Genomic DNA, 18,202 nt, shown 5'->3' on the forward strand with positions numbered 1-18,202 from the left:
AAAATAAAGCATGGTGCCTTATACACCATGCTTTTTATTTTACATGTTTTCCAGTAATTTGTCTATACTTACTAACTTCACACATAATGTGAACAGCTCCATCGCCTTTCCAAGTTCTTCAATTGAAGGAAAACTTGGTGCAATACGGATGTTCGTGTCCTTCGGATCTTTCTTATACGGGAAGGTCGCTCCGGCCTCCGTCATAACTACTCCGGCCTCTTTTGCTTTTGTAACAATCGCTTTTGCACAGCCTTCCATAGATTCAAAGCTGACGAAATAACCGCCGATCGGACGAATCCATTCGCCAATTCCAAGACCGCCTAATTCTCTGTCAAGAATATCGCATGTCAGTTCGAACTTCGGACGAAGGATCGCTGCATGTTTTTTCATATGCTCCCTCATACCGTCAATGTTTTTAAAGAAACGTACATGACGAAGCTGATTTAATTTATCATAACTGATGGTCTGAATAGCAAGCTGTTTTTTGATATCTTCAAGATTTGCCTTGGATGCTGCAAGTGCAGCTACACCGGATCCCGGGAAGGATACTTTTGATGTGGAAACAAACTTGTATGCTAAATCCGGATTACCGGCCTTTTCACATTCATCAATAATTTCAAGAATATTATCCTGTCTGTCTTCATAAAGATGATGTATACAGTAAGCATTATCCCAATACAGACGAAAATCTTTCGCTGCAGGTTTCAGGCGTGCAAACCGACGTACAGTTTCATCTGAATAGCTGATGCCCTGTGGATTGGAATATTTAGGTACACACCAGATACCTTTGATCGTATCATCTTCTGAAACAAGTTTCTCAACGATATCCATATCCGGACCTTCCGGAGTCATCGGAACGTTGACCATCTCTATTCCAAAATATTCTGTAATCGCAAAATGCCGATCATATCCTGGAACAGGACAAAGGAATTTTACTTTGTCCAGTTTGCACCATGGTGTATTACCCATAACACCGTGTGTTACCGAACGAGATATTGTATCATACATTACATTCAGACTTGAGTTTCCATAAACAATAATGCTCTCCGCACGACACTCCATCATGCTTGCCAGCAGTTCTTTCGCTTCCTGAAGACCATCAAGTGAACCATAATTTCGACAGTCTGTACCATTCTCAGAGGTTAAATCTGCTTTACTGTGAAAGACGTCCATCATACCCATGGCAAGGTCCATCTGTTCAGAGGAAGGCTTTCCTCTTGACATATCAAGCTTTAATCCCTGATCTTTAAATGCCTTATAGGATTTCTCCAAATCACTCTTTAATGCTAAAAGTTCATCTTTACTCATCTGACTGTAAGTTTTCATGTGTCATTTCCTCCCTGTCGATTCATCAATGATAGATTATACACCAAAGTTATCTATGTGACAAGAATTTAACGACACTTTATTAAATTACAGCAATTTACCCAATTTTCCGCTTCTGGAAAACATTTGTCCGTCATTTTTACAATATCTTCTTTAATCTTTCCATTGCTTCGACAACAATCTGTCTCGGACATGCAATATTCATTCTCTGGAAGAATTCTCCCTCACTGCCAAACATTGTTCCTTTGTCCAGCCATAAGCCGGCTTTATTGACAATTCGATCATCCAATTCTTCATCTGAAAGTCCAAGTTCTGAAAAATCCATCCATATTAAATAGGTACCTTCAGGCTCAATTAAACGGACCGACGGCATTTCTTTTTTAAGAAATTCACGGACATATCCAACATTTCCTGCCAGATACTGTTTCAGTTCCGTAAGCCATGGACGTCCGAAGGTATAAGCTGCTTTTGTAGCAGCAAAGGCCATCATATTAATTTCCTGATAGGCTGTTTTTGCCTTTGCTTTAATATATTTTTTTCTCAGTTCTTCATTTGGTATAAAAATATTGGAACCCTGGAGCCCTGCCAGATTAAAAGTCTTGCTTGGTGCCGTGCAGATGACCGAATGGGATGCATATTTATCCCCTAAAGATGCATAAATTGTATGCTTGTATCCTTCATAGACAAAATCACAGTGAATCTCATCGGATACAACAATGACACCATACCGATCACAAATATCTCCCAATCGAACTAATTCCTCCTTTGTCCACACACGTCCTACCGGATTATGCGGACTGCAGAGAATAAACATTTTGACATTCTCTTTTTTTATCTTCTCCTCAAAATCCTCAAAATCCATGACATATTTTCCGTCTTCATATTTCAAAGGATTTGTGACAAGATTACGTTCATTATTTTTTACAGTACGTGCAAAAGGATAATAGACTGGTGTCTGGATGATGATACTGTCACCCGGATCTGTAAAGGCCTGTACTGCAAGTGCAATGGCAAAAACAACGCCCGGTGTCTTAATAACCCATTCTTTTTCCGGTTTCCATCCAAATCCTGTCTCAAACCAGGAGGATACAGCATCAAAATAGTCTTCTTTCATATCTGTATAACCATAAATTCCCTGTTCAACCACCTTAGTCAATGCTTCACGCACTTCGATCGGTGATTGGAAATCCATATCGGCTACCCACATGGACAGGCAATCTGCCGGTTTGTGAAACTCTTCCATAAAGTCATACTTAATTGAATTTGTATTTTTCCGATCAACTATTGTATCAAAATTATAGTGCATTTTATCAACTCCAATCAAAAAAAGGGATATCCCAGCCTAAGCTAAAGATATCCCCTCTGTCCAGATCTTACTGAATAGCATGTACCGGACAAACTTCTTTACAATGACCACAGTTTGTACATTTATCGTAGTCAATTGTTGCGTTAAAGTTTGTAACAGTGATAGCGCCAGCTTCACATTCTTTCTGACACTTCATACATCCGATACAACCAACTTTACATGTCTTTCTTGTCTCAGCACCTTTGTCCTTATTCAGACAGCGTACATGCTGATTGAATTTCTGAGGAACAACGATGATAACATTCTTAGGACAAGCTTTTGCACAAAGACCACAGCCTACACAGAGGTCTTCGTTAACTGTTGCAAGACCATTGCAGATTGTAATGGCATTTTCCGGACAAACAGCTGCACAGTCACCATGTCCAAGACATCCGTACTGACAAGCACTGTCACCGGCAAACATAAGGCTTACAGCCTGACATGTATCAATACCATCATATTCTAATTTACGATCTACAACGTCACATACACCAGCACACTGGATAACTGCAACTTTTTTCTCAACGGAACCTGCAGAAACACCTAAGATCTCTGCACATTCTTCTGCAACATCTGGTCCACCCGGAGAGCAAAGACCAACTGCAGCAGTACCTGCTGCTAAAGCTGCTGCATAACCGGAACAACCGGCAAAACCACAGGCACCACAGTTAGCACCTGGTAAAACGCCTTCAATCGCCTGTGCTTTCTCATCAACCGGAACAGCAAATACGATCGAAGCAACGGAAAGAATCAGACCTGCAATAAGGCCGATTACTGCTACTACGATAATTCCCATGAGTAAATCCTCCTTAATTGAACAAGCCGTCTACTAATCCTCCGAAACCGAGGAAAGAACAAGCAACGATAGATGCAGCGATAAGTACGATTGGAAGTCCCTGGAAAAACTTAGGAACATCACTTGTTTCCATGCGGCCACGAACACCTGAGAAGATTACCATGGCAACCATGAAACCAACACCTGCACCAACTGTATTAACGAGAGATTCAACATAGTTGTATCCTTCGTCAATATTTAATGTGGTAACACCAAGTACTGCACAGTTTGTTGTGATCAGCGGAAGATAAATACCAAGTGCTGAATACAGAGACGGGATATATTTCTTTAAGAAAATCTCGATAAACTGTACTAATGCAGCAATGATCAGGATAAATACGATTGTCTGTAAATATGATAATCCGTTTGGATTAAGAATAAACATCTGAATCGGCCATGTAACGGCTGTTGCAATAAACATAACAAAGATAACCGCAACACTCATACCAACTGCTGTATCCAGTTTCTTGGATACACCGAGGAATGGACAAATACCTAAGAATTTGGATAATACAAAGTTGTTAGTAAGAATAGCTGCCAAAAAGATCGATATTAAACCTGTAACTGACATTATTCACATCCTCCTTTCTGAGCCTGTCCACAACTTGCTGATGCCGGGCAACCTGCACAATTTAATGTTGCTGGTGCTTTACCTTTCTTTTCAGCTAACTTATTCGCACAAGCCATAAGTACACCGAATACGAAGAAACCGCCAGGAGCAAGGATTAAGATTAACATTGGATCGATTGCAGCTGGAAGGATCTGAATTCCGAACCATGTACCTGCACCGATGATTTCACGGATACTACCCATACATACGAGAGCGATTGTGAAACCAAGACCCATACCAATACCATCAACGATGGAAGGAATAATTTTATTCTTACCGGCAAAACTTTCTGCACGGCCAAGAATGATACAGTTAACAACGATCAATGGAAGGAAGATACCTAACGCGCTGTCCAAAGCTGGAACGAACGCTTTAACAAGCATCTGTACCACGGATACGAAAGCTGCGATAATTGTAATATATACCGGAATATGAATCTTATCTGGAATAATCTTACGTAAAGCGGAAATAAGAGCGTTGGAACAGATCAATACAGCTGTTGCTGCAAGACCCATACCTAATCCGTTGAACGCCATAGTTGTAACGGCCAGAGTCGGACATGTACCTAATACTAAACGTAATACAGGGTTTTCTTTAACGAAACCGGCTGTGAAAATCTCAAATAAGCTTTTCTGTTTTTTAGCCATTAGTTTGCACCTCCTGTGACCTGATTATATGCTTCAATTGCATAGTTGACAGAGTTTGTTACAGCAGTTGTTGTAATTGTTGCACCGGAAATGGCATCAATCTTACCTGCTTCACCTGTCTTTGTGACTTCAAATGCACCAGATTCCGGAATAGCACCCTGGTACTGACCCTGGAACTCAGGAGTCTGAGATTTCAAACCTAAACCTGGTGTATCGCTACATTCTGTAACTTTAACACCTGTTACTTCGCCTTCAGCGCTGATACCTGTCATAACAACAAGTGCACCGCCGTAGCTCTTGTAAGAAGTTTTGAATACATAACCTGCACCGTTTTCTGCAGCATAGTATTCAACATCACCAACAGAATCAACTGTAACTGTTTCTGTTGTAAAGTTGTCAGCTTCAGGGAGTACTTCAACTTTTGCAGCATCCGCTGTCTGCTGATTTAAAATAGCAATTTTTTCTTCTGTAAGCCCGTTTGTACCTACAACCAATGCAGTGAAAACTGCAGCAACGATAACAAGTACCGCAGTTGGGCCAAAAATATCTTTAGGATTCATACTCATTATTTGGCCTCCTTTCCAACACCAAATGTCTTTGGAGTTGTTGCATTTTCAATATGTGGTGTCAGAATGTTCATCAGAAGGATGGAGTAAGATACACCTTCTGGAAGGGATGCAAACTGACGAATAAGAACTGTGATAATACCACAGCCGATAGCATAAATAACTTTACCCTTGTTTGTAATAGGACTTGTAACATAATCTGTTGCCATGAAGATCGCACCGAGGAAAAGACCACCGGAGAGAATCTGCATAACCGGATCCTGTCCTAATACTGCGGATAATACAAATACTGTTGCGATGTAGCAAACAGGAATGATCGGGCTGATAACTTTTTTAGCTACCAGATAGATACCACCGATTAATAATCCGATGATACATGTCTCACCAAGACATCCTGCTCTCTCACCGATCAGCATCTGAGCATATGTAGGAAGTTCATCTGTAGCACCTGAATTGATCAGTGCTAAAGGTGTTGCTGTAGATGTTGCATCTACTGTTCCCTGCCAAGCATGAGGAGCAACCCATGTTGTCATACGAAGTGCAAAAGATGTTAACAGAATAACACGGGCAGTGATTGCCGGGTTAGCGAAGTTGTGTCCTAAGCCACCGAACATCTGTTTAACAACTACGATAGCAACAACACCGCCGAGAGCTGCGATCCAGAATGGAAGTGTAGCCGGGTAGTTGAACGCTAAAAGCATACCTGTAACAACCGCACTGAGGTCACCGATTGTCTGAGGACGTTTCATAACCTTGCGGGAAATATATTCAGAAACCACACAAGCGATTACTGTAACAACAACAAGTGCTAATGCACGTGGTCCAAAGAAATACACTGATGCAATTAAAGCAGGAATCAACGCAATAATAACATCAAGCATGATATTTTTTGTCTTCACCGGGCTGGAAATATGAGGTGATGAAGAAACGATTAATTTACCATCCATTGTTTATTACACCTACTTTCTAATTGCTGGCATTTCTGACCAGGCCTTTGCCTAATCGGATAGACTGAACAAGTCTGCGGTTTGCCGGACAAACAAATGCACAGCATCCACATTCCATACAGTTCATAATGTTAAGTTTCTGTAATTCATCCGTTCTGCCGAGATTTGTATATGCCTCGAGTTTTGTAGGCATAAGGTTCATCGGACAGGCGTTGACACAACGTCCGCAACGGATACAATCTGTAGTTGCAGATAAATCTGCTTCTTCTTTATCAAATACTAAAATACCGTTGTTCTGTTTAAGAATAGGGAACTCATCGCTCGCCATAGCCATACCCATCATAGGACCACCGGAGATGACTTTTGCAGGAGCACCTTTATATCCGCCGCAGAATTCGATAACATCTTTAATAGATGTACCAATCGGAACACGAACGTTCATAGGTTTGCTTACGCCGGCACCGTCAACTGTAAGACGTTTTGTTGTTAAAGGCATACCAGTCTTTACATAGTTTGCAAGAACAGCAACAGATGTTACGTTCATAACAACACATCCAACGTCAGATGGTAATTTTCCCGGAGGTACCTGACGACCTGTACACTGGTCAATTAAAACTTTTTCAGCACCCTGTGGGTAACGGGATGGTAAAGTTTCAACTTTGAAAGTGATACCGTCGATCTTCACCTGAGCAAGAAGTTCTGTCATAAGTTTGATTGCTTCCGGCTTGTTGTCTTCAATACCGATGACAGCATATTTGACATCAAGAAGTTTTGCAACCAGTTTCATACCTTCAACAACGTTTTCAGAATCTTCAAGAATCTGACGAACGTCTGGTGTAAGATATGGTTCACATTCAGCTGCGTTGATCAGTAAATGATCAATTGCTGCTTTAACTTCCGGTTTTGGACTGATCTTGATATGTGTAGGGAAACCAGCACCACCAAGACCTACAAGACCTGAATCATGAACAGCTTTGATTAAATCTGCATCGCTGTTAATAACCGGCGCTTTGATGGATGGATCAACTGTCTGCTGTCCGTCACTTTCAATAATGACTGTCTGAGCTTTTGAACCATTCTGCATCAAAATAGAATCGATTTTAACTACCTTTCCAGACACACTAGAATGAATTGGTGCTGAGAAAGGTGCAGTGCTGTCACCGATAACGGTACCGACAAACACTTCGTCGCCAACCTTAACAGTAGGCGCACATGGTGCACCGATATGCTGCTGCATAACCATGGTGACCTTTGCTGGAGCCGGCATGTCCACAGTTGCACAATCTTTTGTGTGTTTTCTGTGAGGCACTGGTGCTCCAGGGCTTTTTACAATTCCTAACTTACAAAGAAGTCCATTTGAATTTTTAGCCATTTGAATCCTCCTCTTTAAATTTAAACTTCAGGCAAACCCTCCGTTTAATGATTTAATATATAATATACTAAATAGTCCTGAACCTCCATCCATCCTGACTATTTAGGTATATCCTTATTTATCATAATAAGACATTAATGTATATCCTTCTGACGCACCGTCAAAGGTCAGTATGTCAAGGATACTCTCATTATTATAATACACATTTCGCTGATTATCAACAAATATTGCCATAACTGCATATTTATCCATCATCTTCATGCCTTCATCCAGCCCAAGAATAAAACCGGCTGTTGATAAAGCATCACATAAAGTACTGTCTCTACCAATGACGGTAACGGACATCAGGCCGCTGTCTGCCGGATAACCGGTGCGGGCATCCAGTATATGGTGATAACGTTTACCGTCTTCTTCAAAATACTTCTCATAATCACCGGAAGTTGAGACACTCAAATCTGTCAATTCGAATATTCCGATAAGATCGTCCTGATCGCCTCTTGGATTGCGAAGTCCCACACGAAACTTGCTGCCATCCGGTTTTGTACCAAAGGTAAGAATCGAGCTTCCTGCACTGATAACACCTGACGAAACCTGAGACTTATCAATCGCTTCATAAGCTTCTTTCAATGCATATCCCTTTCCAATTGCACCCAGTTCAAATAAAACATCTGGATTTTCACAGGATAATACATCCTCATTCAGTGAAATCACCGTATAATCAACCTTCTCCAGAGCCGTCTGAATTTCTTCATCTGAAGGATGTCTTTCATTCTCACCGCCAATATCCCATAATTCAGATACGGACAGCACCGTCGGGTCAAATGCCCCGCCGCTCTCTTTGGCCACATCCAATGCCTGACGAAAAACCTCTTCCCGGTTCCCAACGGAGACGCTGTGCTCTTTGTTAAAAATATCTGTCAAAGATCCTTCATTCCTCCAGGAAATCTCCTGATCAACTTTAGAAAGACATTCTCTGACAGAGGCAAGATTTTGTTCGAGAATATCTGAGTTACTTCCATATAAAGTAGATGTAATGGCTGTGCCCATGGAAAAAGCTGTATCCTGTGCTTTCACATCCTCGGTTTGCGTCACTTTATCGCACGAAACAAAAACCATCATTGCTATTATCAGAAATAAAACTGCAACAATCGTCTTTACTGATTTTCTTTTTGAATTACTCATTACTATTTCTTCTCTCCATATTGTTCTATTTTACACTGTTATCTTTTTTTTTTCAAGCAACAACCCCAGATTTTTCGAAGAACTCTTTTTTGTATCGAAAAAAATACAACTCTTGTCATCCCTTTTTTATTTTCCATTGACATTACCTCCTGCCGGGTTGTAGAATAAATCGTATATCCAAATTTTAAACAGGAGGCATATCATTATGAAAAGATCTTTATTTATGAAAGTATCTGTATGCACAGTTTTAACTGCTGCACTTCTTAGCGGATGCTCTGGCAATACAAAGACAACATCTGCCGAGACACAATCCACTGAAACTTCTGCTGCTGCAGAATCTGCCGAAGATGCAGGAACTGCTGAAGGTTCCTACACAATAGGTATTACCCAGATTGCCGAACACGGCTCTCTCGACAACTGCCGTGAAGGCTTTTTAGAAGGTCTGGCTGAAGAAGGATTTATTGAGGGCGAAAATCTGACGGTTGACTATCAGAATGCTCAGAATGATACATCGAATGCAAGTATCATTGCACAGAACTTTGTTTCAAAAAAATATGATCTTGTATGTGCCATTGCCACTCCAAGTGCCATGGCTTGCTACAATGCTGCACAGGGTACAGATATTCCTACGATTTTCTCAGCTGTATCCGACCCTGTAGCCGCTGAACTTGTTGAATCTCTTGAAGCTCCCGGATCAAACTGTACAGGAACAAGTGATGCTCTTCCTGTAGAAGATCAGTTAAAGATGATCCGCGCCATGATGCCGGAAGCTAAAACAATCGGTATCCTTTACACAACCAGCGAAGTCAACTCCATCAGTACTCTGGAAACTTATAAAGAACTTGCGCCAAAATATGATTTTGAAATCGTTGAATCCGGTGTGGCTTCCTCTGCTGATATCCCAATCGCATTGGACAGCCTTGTAAATAAGGTAGATTGTATTTCAAATATGACAGACAATAACGTGGTAAACAATCTCGATACACTGCTTGCAAAGGCAACAGATGCCGGTATTCCTGTTTTCGGTTCTGAGATCGAACAGGTTGTCAATGGCTGTGCTGCCGCTATGGGGCTTGATTATATTGAACTCGGACGTCAGACAGGAAAAATGGCTGCTGCTGTATTAAATGGTGAAGATGCTGCTTCCATGCCTGTTCAGGTTATCAGCAGCGGTTCTCTCTACGTCAACAGTGAAGTTATGAGCCAGTTCGGTCTGACAATTCCTGATGCATACGCTGACGCTTATACAGAAGTAAACGAATAATCTTAGGAGGAACTGACTCGTGGATATTATTGTTTCGATCATCCGTGGTATTTTAGAGCAGGGTCTGATCTACGGTATTATGGCACTGGGTATTTATATCACTTACTGTATCCTGAATTTTCCGGATCTTTCTGTTGACGGTACATTTCCGCTTGGCGCTGCCGTGACTGCAATTCTTTTAAGTCTCGGCTTTAATCCATGGCTTGCTCTTGTTGCCGCTTTTGGCTGCGGAGCCATCGCCGGATTTGTTACCGGTTTTTTCCACGTCAAACTTCAGATTACCGATCTTCTTTCGGGTATTTTAACAAGTACGGCACTTTACTCTGTCAATCTGATGATCGTGGGCGGAACCGCTTTGCTTTCTATTAATAAAGCTAAAACGATTTTTAACAGTGGTCTCGCAGCTTTCTTTCCTGAATCAATGTCCAGATATGTAACTTTAGTTATTATCTTTATTCTGGCTATTGTTCTTAAACTTCTGCTGGACTTATATTTAAAGACCCGTTCCGGAATGCTCCTTCGTGCCACTGGTGATAATGAAGTCATGGTAACATCTCTCGCGAAGGATTCGGGCAAAGTAAAAATCGTCGGTCTGATGATCGCCAATGGCCTTGTAGCCGTTGCCGGCTCAGTCCTTTGCCAGCAGCAGCGCTATTTTGAAATATCCATGGGTACAGGAATGCTTGTTATGGGTATTGCTTCCGTTATTATCGGTATGGCTTTATTTGGAAAAATCCCTGTGATCAAACCGACGCTTGTTGTTATTTTCGGTGCGATCGTTTACAAAGCCTGCCTGTCTCTTGCAATCAATATGGGAATCAATCCGAATAATCTGAAATTATTAATGACGATTATCTTCCTTATCGCACTGATTTCCAGACGTGCTATGGATGGAAAAGGAGGTTCCGTAAAATGATCGAATTAAGTCATATTTATAAAACCTTTCAGGCCGGTACAGTCAATGAATCTGTTCTTTTCTCAGATTTTAACCTTTCGATCCATGACGATGATTTTATAGCTGTCATCGGAAGCAACGGTTCCGGAAAGACAACCATGTTAAATCTCTTATGCGGCAGTCTCTCTCCGGATCAGGGTCAGATCATACGCGATGGAAAAGATATTACAAAGATGAAAGAATATAAACGTTCTCAGTTTATATCCCGGGTCTATCAGGACCCGTCGAAGGGTTCCTGTCCTTCCTTCAGTATTCTTGAAAATATTGCACTTGCGGACAACAAAGGCAAACCTTTTAATCTTGGATTCGGAATAAAAAGAGATCGTCTGGATTATTATCGCACCATGCTTGAGACATTAAAACTTGGTCTTGAGAATCGTCTTCACGATAAAGTCGGCTCTCTCTCAGGCGGTCAGCGCCAGGCTTTAGCCATGCTGACTTCAACGATGACCCCTACATCCCTCATGATTCTGGATGAACATACAGCTGCCCTTGATCCAAAAACGGCAGATAATATTATGGAACTGACCAATCGTCTTGTTCATGAAAAGAAACTGACAACGTTAATGGTCACACACAACCTGAAATTTGCTCTCCAGTACGGTAATCGTCTGATCATGATGCATCAGGGCCATGCGATCATGGATGTTTCCGGTGAAGAAAAGAAAAATCTTCCATTGTCTGACATTCTTGACAAATTTAATGAAATCAGTCTGGAATACGGCAATTCACTTTAAAAAGAAGGAGAAAGCTTAAAATAAGCTTTCTCCTTCTTTTTATACCTCTGCTTTTTCTCTCATGACTTTCTTTATATAATCCGGTACTTCCTCCTTTGAAATGCCAAGTACATACGAAAATTCATCACAGATCATCTTTTCTGCCTCCTGCAGTATACGTTCATCTCCGATATGAAGTTTTTTTCCTCTGGCTATGACAGAGCGTTTTTGTTCAATCAGTCTCTTTATGAGCTGAATCAATTCGAATGTATCCGCCCTTCCTACAATGTCTTTAAATTTCTCTTTCCGCATTTTTTCATCCTCGACCCATCCACTGTACTCTTTTGGAATGGTGCGGATCATACTGTCAATCTCATCTTTTGTAAGTACCGGCCGCATTCTGGAAGTCAGTTTTTCATTTTTCACAGGCACAAACACCGTTGAACCTGCACGATAAAAGGGCTTGAGTATATAATAAGTAACCATTTTGCCGCCACAATCCCGGTCCTCGATCGCTGCCACTCTGCAAACACCATTTGTTCCGTAAAGAACCATCTCATCTACCTGAAACATTTTGGATTCACCCCTTTTCTTAACAACATACTGTATTTTTAGTATACCCTATTTTTACAAAAAATGTCATGTGTATTTTAAACAAATCTCACACCTTTCGTATTTGTACAAAATAAATAAATCCAGTTCGATAAAGCGTCTACACATATTTCCCCGAAAAGTGTATAATCTAACATAAGAATAGAAAAAGAAAGGATTGTCAAACCCTATGAATACAACTTTTGAACAACTGATTCCATGGCTTGAGAAAGCCTATGCTTTAAAAAGTGCACTCATCCTGTTTGAATGGGATAATGAAACAGAAGCTCCCCAGGAAGCATCGGAACAAACTGCCAAAGCAATAGAGCTCCTCTCTACCGCTTATTATGAAGCTATCATTAATCCGGATGTTAAAAAGCTTTTAAAACAGCTCGCAAAAGAAAAGGATCTCAGTGTGAAAGAAGCAGCTATTGTCAAAGATATCCAGAAACAATATGACAGCATGGAACCGATCCCACCGAAAGAATATGAAGCCTATCAGGGTCTCACTGCCAGAGCCTCTTCCATTTGGGCCCGGGCAAAAAAAGCAGACGATTACAGCCTTTTTGCACCGACTTTAAAAGAGATTATTGAATATCAGAAAAAATTTATCCACTATCGACTCAAAGCGGGAAAGAAAAAGATGAAATCCTATGACCTTCTCCTGAATGATTTCGAAGAAGGCTTTACAATGAAAGAACTTGATCATTTCTTTGAAACATTAAAAGAAAATATACTTCCTTTAGTTCAAAAAGCTACAGAGAATAAAGATAAAATCAATAAAGATTACAACTATCGGACCTACCCTGTCGAACTCCAGAAACAATTCAATCATCGTCTGGCAGAACATGTCGGTTTTAATTTCAAAAAGGGTGTCATGAAAGAAAGTGCACACCCATTTACAACAAATCTCCACAATAAAGATGTCCGTATCACAACAAATTATGATGAACACAATCTGGAAAGTGCCATTTTCTCCACGATTCATGAAAGCGGACATGCACTCTATGAGATGCATATAGATGATGATCTTACAATGACACCTGTAGGAGAAGGTACATCCATGGGTATGCACGAAAGTCAGTCTCGTCTTTTTGAAAACAACCTTGGTCGAAGCCGGGCCTTTTGGGTACCACTCTTCAAGGAATTAAAGGAACTCTACCCGGATTCCCTTAAGGATGTGGATCTGGATCAGTTTATTCTCGGCATTAACAAGTCCGCACCAAGCCTGATCCGCACAGAATCGGACGAGCTCACCTATTCTCTCCATATTTTAATACGTTATGAAATTGAAAAAATGATCTTCGAAGAAAATATAGACATTGATCGTCTGCCGGAAATCTGGAACAAAAAATACGAAGAATATCTCGGTGTTACACCGGAAAAAGATTCCGAAGGCATTTTACAGGATATCCACTGGGCCGGAGGAAGCTTCGGTTACTTCCCTTCCTACGCTTTAGGCAATGCCATTGCCGCCCAGATACATGCCCACTTAAAAAAAGTTATGCCTCTCGAGACCTATCTGGAACAGGGAAACTTCCAACCGATCAATGAATATCTTAAAGATCATGTCCACCGTTTTGGGAAAACAAAAACAACAAATGAAATTCTCACAGATATGATGGGGGAAGCCTTTAACCCTCAGTACTACATCGACTATCTGAAAGAAAAATTTTAAACATTAGGGACAGGTTCCTCGACTCGCTGATAAATCAGTAAGTCGAGGAACCTGTCGCCAAAAAATCCCACATTTCTTTCAAAACCTCATCACCTTCTTTGTAATGATCCATCACATGAAAGGCATGCATGAGTTTATCCTTTTTCGGGTAGATATGTATTTTGTATGCCACATTCTTTTTCTTCAGAATTTTTTCCATTCTTAAAGCTTCTTCCACAAAAGAATTCATCTCGGTTTCCATGATATAGGTCGGAGGAAAATTTTCATTGATATGTTTTAATACAGATGAATAGGTAAATGCATCTGCTTTTGTTATATCTTTCGTGCCAAAAAGCAGCCATGTGGATGTTCGTTTTAATGGAAATATAACTTTTGTTTTCAGGTAAGATTCAAAATCATACATACCGCAGCACAGTCCAAGTCCGCGAATGTGGATGTCTGTATTCCATCCGTAATATTTTTGAAGTCTCTTATGTGATGAAACACAACCTGCCATCGCAGCCAGATAGGCGCCCGCCGAATCACCTGATACAAAGAGCCTTTCCCTGTCCAGATGATACATATCCGCATTTTTCCATATAAAATGAATGGCAGATATGACATCTTCTACCTGGGCAGGAAAAACAGCATCCAGCGATAAACGGTAATTTATATTTACCACAGCATACTTATTACCGGCCAACCGTATTCCGTAATTTCTGTAAATATTATCTTTAGAATTCATACAGAAAGCCCCGCCATGAATATTGACAATGACCGGATAAAGCTCCTGTTTAATATCCGGATATAAAATATCCAGCTTATGCTGTTCTGTTCCATCTTCTATATAAGAAATATTTTCCAGAATATGTATATTTTTTGGCGGCTTTTCCCATTTAAAGGCCATCTCAGTCATGCGATTCATATAATTTATCCACTTTTTTGCCATCCACATATTCATACTTACATCACCCTTCATCCCAATACCAAAAAGGCACCACAAATTATCTCTATTTGCAATGCCTTTTTATTAAATATTCATTTAAACCAAAATTTTTTTCAAATCACGGATATCATTCAGGATGATGTCCGCATCCTCAATCTCCTTCATGGTGCCAAATCCATACGCACAGCCTGCTGTAAATACCTTATGATATTTTGCAACCTCCATGTCGTGGAAACGATCTCCGACCATCAGATATTCTCCCGGAAATTCTTCTTTGATCACATTAAAAATTTCGTGCTTCGGCTTAAAGCCGTAATCTCCGGTACAATACATATGCTCAAAATAATCTCTAAGATTAAAACATTCCGCATGCATATTCATATAATCCGGTCCACAGTTGCTTAAATATAAAAGATGATATCCTTTACCTTTCAGATAAGCCAGCGTATCCAACGCACCATCATATAAAACTGCCTGCTTATTTTTTATACGTTCGGTCATGATCCGTCCAATCTCTGACGAATACCGCATCTTCTTTGCCTGGGAAAGATGAGGCATAAAAGCATCCCACATATCCTGTGCGCTGTAGCCGAGCCATTTTGTGATTTCTTCATCAGAAAACTCACGCCATGGTGCTTCCCCTTCCTTAACCATCTGCTGGTATACGATACGAAAAGCATCCGAATAGATTTTTGTACTGTCATGAATCGTACCGTCATAGTCAAAAATAATTGTTTTAATATTTTCCATTCTGTTTCCTTCCAGGAAGATTGATTTCAGAAAAATTACATCTGACGGAACAGATTTGCCATTTCAATTGCGCTGAGTGCACAGTCATATCCTTTATTTCCTGCTTTTGTACCGGCACGTTCAATAGCCTGTTCAATATTGTCTGTTGTCAGAACGCCGAACATAACCGGAAGTCCGAACTGGAGTGATACGGAAGCGATGCCCTTGGATACTTCTGCACAAACATAGTCATAATGAGATGTGGAACCTTTAATTACTGCACCGAGACAGATAATTGCATCATATTTTTTGCTCTGAGCCATCTTCTGTGCCATAACAGGAATTTCAAATGCTCCAGGAACCCAAATAACTTCAATGTCATCTTCATTCATTCCATGACGAACGAGTCCGTCAATTGCACCGCCTAATAATTTGGAACCGATAAATTCATTAAAACGTGCAACAACAATACCTACTTTTAATCCCTCTGCAATCAGTTTTCCTTCAATTGTTTTCATTATTATATCCTCCATTTTAACATAGTTTATTTAAATTGTTAATCCATTTTACTTATATGTTAACCAGTGACCCATCTTTTCCTGTTTTGTCTTCAGATAGAAGGCATCATCTTCTCCAAGCTCCATCTGAATCGGAACACGTTCAACGATGGACAGGCCGTAACCTTCAAGACCGTAAACTTTTTCCGGATTATTTGTCATAAGACGCATCTCTTTAATACCGAGATCGACAAGAATCTGTGTACCAATTGTATAATCTCTGGCATCTGCCGGGAATCCAAGTTTAATATTGGCTTCAATTGTATCATAGCCCTGATCCTGAAGTTCATATGCACGGATCTTATTGATCAGACCGATACCGCGTCCTTCCTGACGCATGTAAAGCAGAACACCGCGTCCTTCGGCAGCAATACGCTTCATAGCCGCATCATACTGCTGACCGCAGTCACAGCGGGCAGATCCGAGAGCATCGCCTGTAAGACACTCGGAATGTACACGGCACAGTACCGGTTTTCCGTCTGTGATATCACCTTTAACAAGGGCAACATGATGTTCACCGTTTAATTTATTGATATATCCATAAATTTCAAAATAACCGTAACGTGTCGGCATTTTGGCTTTTGCCACACACTCGACAAATTTTTCATGCGTTTTGCGGTAATGTACAAGATCCTTTACTGTACCGATCTTTAATCCGTGTTTTTCTGCAAATTCAATAAGATCCGGTGTTCTTGCCATCATTCCGTCATCTTTCATAATTTCACAGCAAAGACCTACCGGTTTTAATCCTGCCGCTTTCATCAAATCGACAGTTGCCTCGGTATGTCCGTGACGTTCGATAACACCGCCGTCTCTTGCAAGAAGAGGGAACATATGACCCGGTCTTCTGAAATCTTCCGGTTTTGCATCTTCTTCGACAGTTTTCATTGCTGTGATTGAACGCTCATAAGCGGAAATACCTGTCGTTGTGCTTACATGGTCAATTGAAACCGTAAAAGCTGTCTCATGATTGTCTGTATTATGAACGCACATCTGATGAAGTCCCAGTTTATCCACATATTCTCTGGACATCGGCATACAGATCAGTCCTCTTGCCTGAGCTGCCATAAAGTTAATGTTTTCCAGTGTGGCGAATTCTCCCGCACAGATAACATCGCCTTCATTTTCTCTGTCTTCATCATCTATCAGGATGATATTCTTTCCTGCTCTTAAATCATCCAGAATTTCTTCAATTGTGTTGAATTTAAATGTTTCGCTCATCTTTTTCGTCCTTCTTTCTTTTGAGTATATATTGATGTCAAAAGCAAAATACTTCTGCCCGCTTTTTCTTCAGCCCCATTTAAATGAAACCGTACTTTCTGAGATAATCTTCTGTCAGCGTTTCTTTGACCGGCTCCGATTCTTCTTCACGGTAAGCTAAAAGTTTTTCCACATATTTTCCAATCAGATCATTCTCCAGATTGACTTTATCGCCCGGTTTTTTCTTTAAAAGTGTTGTCTCTTCGCCTGTATGAGGAATAATAGACACTTTAAAAACTTTTGAATCCACATAGGCCACCGTCAAGCTGATTCCATCGATCGTAATTGATCCTTTTTCAATAATATATTTTAATATTGCAGGTGAAGCTTCAATGGTTACCCACACTGCATTGTCTTCTCTCTCCAAAGATAAAACCTTACCGGTGCCATCCACATGCCCGCTGACAATATGTCCGCCAAGGCGGTCACACAATCGGAGTGCCCGTTCCAGGTTCACCTTATCTCCCGGTCGAAGATCTCCCAGATTCGTTCTTCGTATGGACTCTGCCATAACATCTGCATCAAAGGTACCTGTCCCAAGTTTCGTCACTGTCAGACAAACACCATTCGTACAAATACTGTCGCCAAGCTTTGTGCCTTCCAGCACTTTATTCGCACTGATCGTCAGAACGGAAGATTTTGCTCCATGCTTTACGCCCTTTAAAACGCCCATCTCTTCAATGATCCCTGTAAACAT

The 18,202-nt window shown here is 40.7% G+C and carries 19 protein-coding genes; 4 read left to right on the plus strand and 15 right to left on the minus strand.

Features of this window, described 5'->3' with window-relative positions:
* Positions 1-39: 39 nt before the first annotated feature.
* The 9 genes from QZZ35_RS01700 to QZZ35_RS01740 form a co-directional block, all read right to left on the minus strand.
* Positions 40-1,326, minus strand: coding sequence for an aminotransferase class I/II-fold pyridoxal phosphate-dependent enzyme (locus tag QZZ35_RS01700; protein ID WP_291235875.1), 1,287 nt, complete (start codon positions 1,324-1,326; stop codon positions 40-42).
* A gap of 139 nt (positions 1,327-1,465) precedes the next feature.
* Positions 1,466-2,632 carry a MalY/PatB family protein gene (locus QZZ35_RS01705; RefSeq protein WP_291235876.1) on the minus strand — a complete coding sequence of 389 codons (1,167 nt, stop codon included), beginning with the start codon at positions 2,630-2,632 and terminating at the stop codon, positions 1,466-1,468.
* A gap of 67 nt (positions 2,633-2,699) precedes the next feature.
* Positions 2,700-3,467, minus strand: coding sequence for an RnfABCDGE type electron transport complex subunit B (locus QZZ35_RS01710; protein WP_291235877.1), 768 nt, complete (start codon positions 3,465-3,467; stop codon positions 2,700-2,702).
* Positions 3,468-3,480: 13 nt separating this feature from the next.
* Complete coding sequence (locus QZZ35_RS01715; protein WP_291235878.1) at positions 3,481-4,077, minus strand: electron transport complex protein RnfA; 597 nt, start codon at positions 4,075-4,077, stop codon at positions 3,481-3,483.
* Positions 4,077-4,763 carry an electron transport complex subunit RsxE gene (rsxE, locus tag QZZ35_RS01720; protein ID WP_291235879.1) on the minus strand — a complete coding sequence of 229 codons (687 nt, stop codon included), beginning with the start codon at positions 4,761-4,763 and terminating at the stop codon, positions 4,077-4,079. The genes QZZ35_RS01715 and rsxE overlap by 1 nt, the downstream gene beginning before the upstream one ends.
* The gene (locus QZZ35_RS01725) at positions 4,763-5,329 is read right to left on the minus strand and encodes an FMN-binding protein (RefSeq protein ID WP_291235880.1); all 567 of its coding nucleotides are present in this window, start codon (positions 5,327-5,329) and stop codon (positions 4,763-4,765) included. The genes rsxE and QZZ35_RS01725 overlap by 1 nt, the downstream gene beginning before the upstream one ends.
* A complete protein-coding gene (locus QZZ35_RS01730) occupies positions 5,329-6,276 on the minus strand; it encodes an RnfABCDGE type electron transport complex subunit D (protein ID WP_291235881.1) in 948 nt (315 codons plus the stop codon). The genes QZZ35_RS01725 and QZZ35_RS01730 overlap by 1 nt, the downstream gene beginning before the upstream one ends.
* 19 nt (positions 6,277-6,295) lie before the next feature.
* Positions 6,296-7,648: an electron transport complex subunit RsxC gene (gene rsxC, locus QZZ35_RS01735; protein ID WP_291235882.1), complete on the minus strand. Its 1,353-nt coding sequence runs from the start codon at positions 7,646-7,648 to the stop codon at positions 6,296-6,298.
* Between the two features lie 114 nt (positions 7,649-7,762).
* Positions 7,763-8,830, minus strand: a complete 1,068-nt coding sequence (locus QZZ35_RS01740; protein ID WP_291235883.1) for an FAD:protein FMN transferase — start codon at positions 8,828-8,830, stop codon at positions 7,763-7,765.
* Between the two features lie 205 nt (positions 8,831-9,035).
* On the opposite strand from QZZ35_RS01740, the gene QZZ35_RS01745 reads away from it, so the two are divergent.
* From QZZ35_RS01745 to QZZ35_RS01755, 3 genes are read left to right on the plus strand one after another with little or no spacing between them, the layout of a single operon-like run.
* Positions 9,036-10,094 (plus strand): ABC transporter substrate-binding protein, encoded by a 1,059-nt coding sequence (locus tag QZZ35_RS01745; RefSeq protein ID WP_291235884.1) that lies wholly within the window; start codon positions 9,036-9,038, stop codon positions 10,092-10,094.
* A gap of 28 nt (positions 10,095-10,122) precedes the next feature.
* Positions 10,123-11,010, plus strand: a complete 888-nt coding sequence (locus QZZ35_RS01750; protein ID WP_291235901.1) for an ABC transporter permease — start codon at positions 10,123-10,125, stop codon at positions 11,008-11,010.
* Positions 11,007-11,786, plus strand: a complete 780-nt coding sequence (locus QZZ35_RS01755) for an ABC transporter ATP-binding protein (protein ID WP_291235885.1) — start codon at positions 11,007-11,009, stop codon at positions 11,784-11,786. Before QZZ35_RS01750 ends, QZZ35_RS01755 begins: the two co-directional genes overlap by 4 nt.
* A 39-nt stretch (positions 11,787-11,825) precedes the next feature.
* On the opposite strand, the gene QZZ35_RS01760 is transcribed toward QZZ35_RS01755, so the two are convergent.
* Positions 11,826-12,338, minus strand: coding sequence for a CarD family transcriptional regulator (locus QZZ35_RS01760; protein WP_291235886.1), 513 nt, complete (start codon positions 12,336-12,338; stop codon positions 11,826-11,828).
* Between the two features lie 208 nt (positions 12,339-12,546).
* Here QZZ35_RS01760 and QZZ35_RS01765 point away from each other — a divergent pair, with 208 nt between their 5' ends.
* The gene (locus tag QZZ35_RS01765; protein ID WP_291235887.1) at positions 12,547-14,034 is read left to right on the plus strand and encodes a carboxypeptidase M32; all 1,488 of its coding nucleotides are present in this window, start codon (positions 12,547-12,549) and stop codon (positions 14,032-14,034) included.
* 34 nt (positions 14,035-14,068) lie between these two features.
* Here the strand turns inward: QZZ35_RS01765 and QZZ35_RS01770 are convergent, their stop codons facing one another.
* From QZZ35_RS01770 to QZZ35_RS01790, 5 genes are all read right to left on the minus strand, one after another.
* Positions 14,069-14,974 (minus strand): alpha/beta hydrolase, encoded by a 906-nt coding sequence (locus QZZ35_RS01770; protein ID WP_291235888.1) that lies wholly within the window; start codon positions 14,972-14,974, stop codon positions 14,069-14,071.
* 81 nt (positions 14,975-15,055) lie between these two features.
* Positions 15,056-15,709 carry an HAD family hydrolase gene (locus tag QZZ35_RS01775; protein ID WP_291235889.1) on the minus strand — a complete coding sequence of 218 codons (654 nt, stop codon included), beginning with the start codon at positions 15,707-15,709 and terminating at the stop codon, positions 15,056-15,058.
* Between the two features lie 35 nt (positions 15,710-15,744).
* Complete coding sequence (gene ribH / locus QZZ35_RS01780; RefSeq protein ID WP_291235890.1) at positions 15,745-16,206, minus strand: 6,7-dimethyl-8-ribityllumazine synthase; 462 nt, start codon at positions 16,204-16,206, stop codon at positions 15,745-15,747.
* A 48-nt stretch (positions 16,207-16,254) separates the two neighbouring features.
* Complete coding sequence (locus QZZ35_RS01785) at positions 16,255-17,466, minus strand: bifunctional 3,4-dihydroxy-2-butanone-4-phosphate synthase/GTP cyclohydrolase II (RefSeq protein ID WP_291234363.1); 1,212 nt, start codon at positions 17,464-17,466, stop codon at positions 16,255-16,257.
* A 79-nt stretch (positions 17,467-17,545) separates the two neighbouring features.
* A complete protein-coding gene (locus QZZ35_RS01790; RefSeq protein ID WP_291235891.1) occupies positions 17,546-18,202 on the minus strand; it encodes a riboflavin synthase in 657 nt (218 codons plus the stop codon).

It is taken from the genome of Frisingicoccus sp., assembly GCA_016298055.1.
In the GTDB taxonomy this organism is placed as follows: domain Bacteria; phylum Bacillota; class Clostridia; order Lachnospirales; family Lachnospiraceae; genus Frisingicoccus.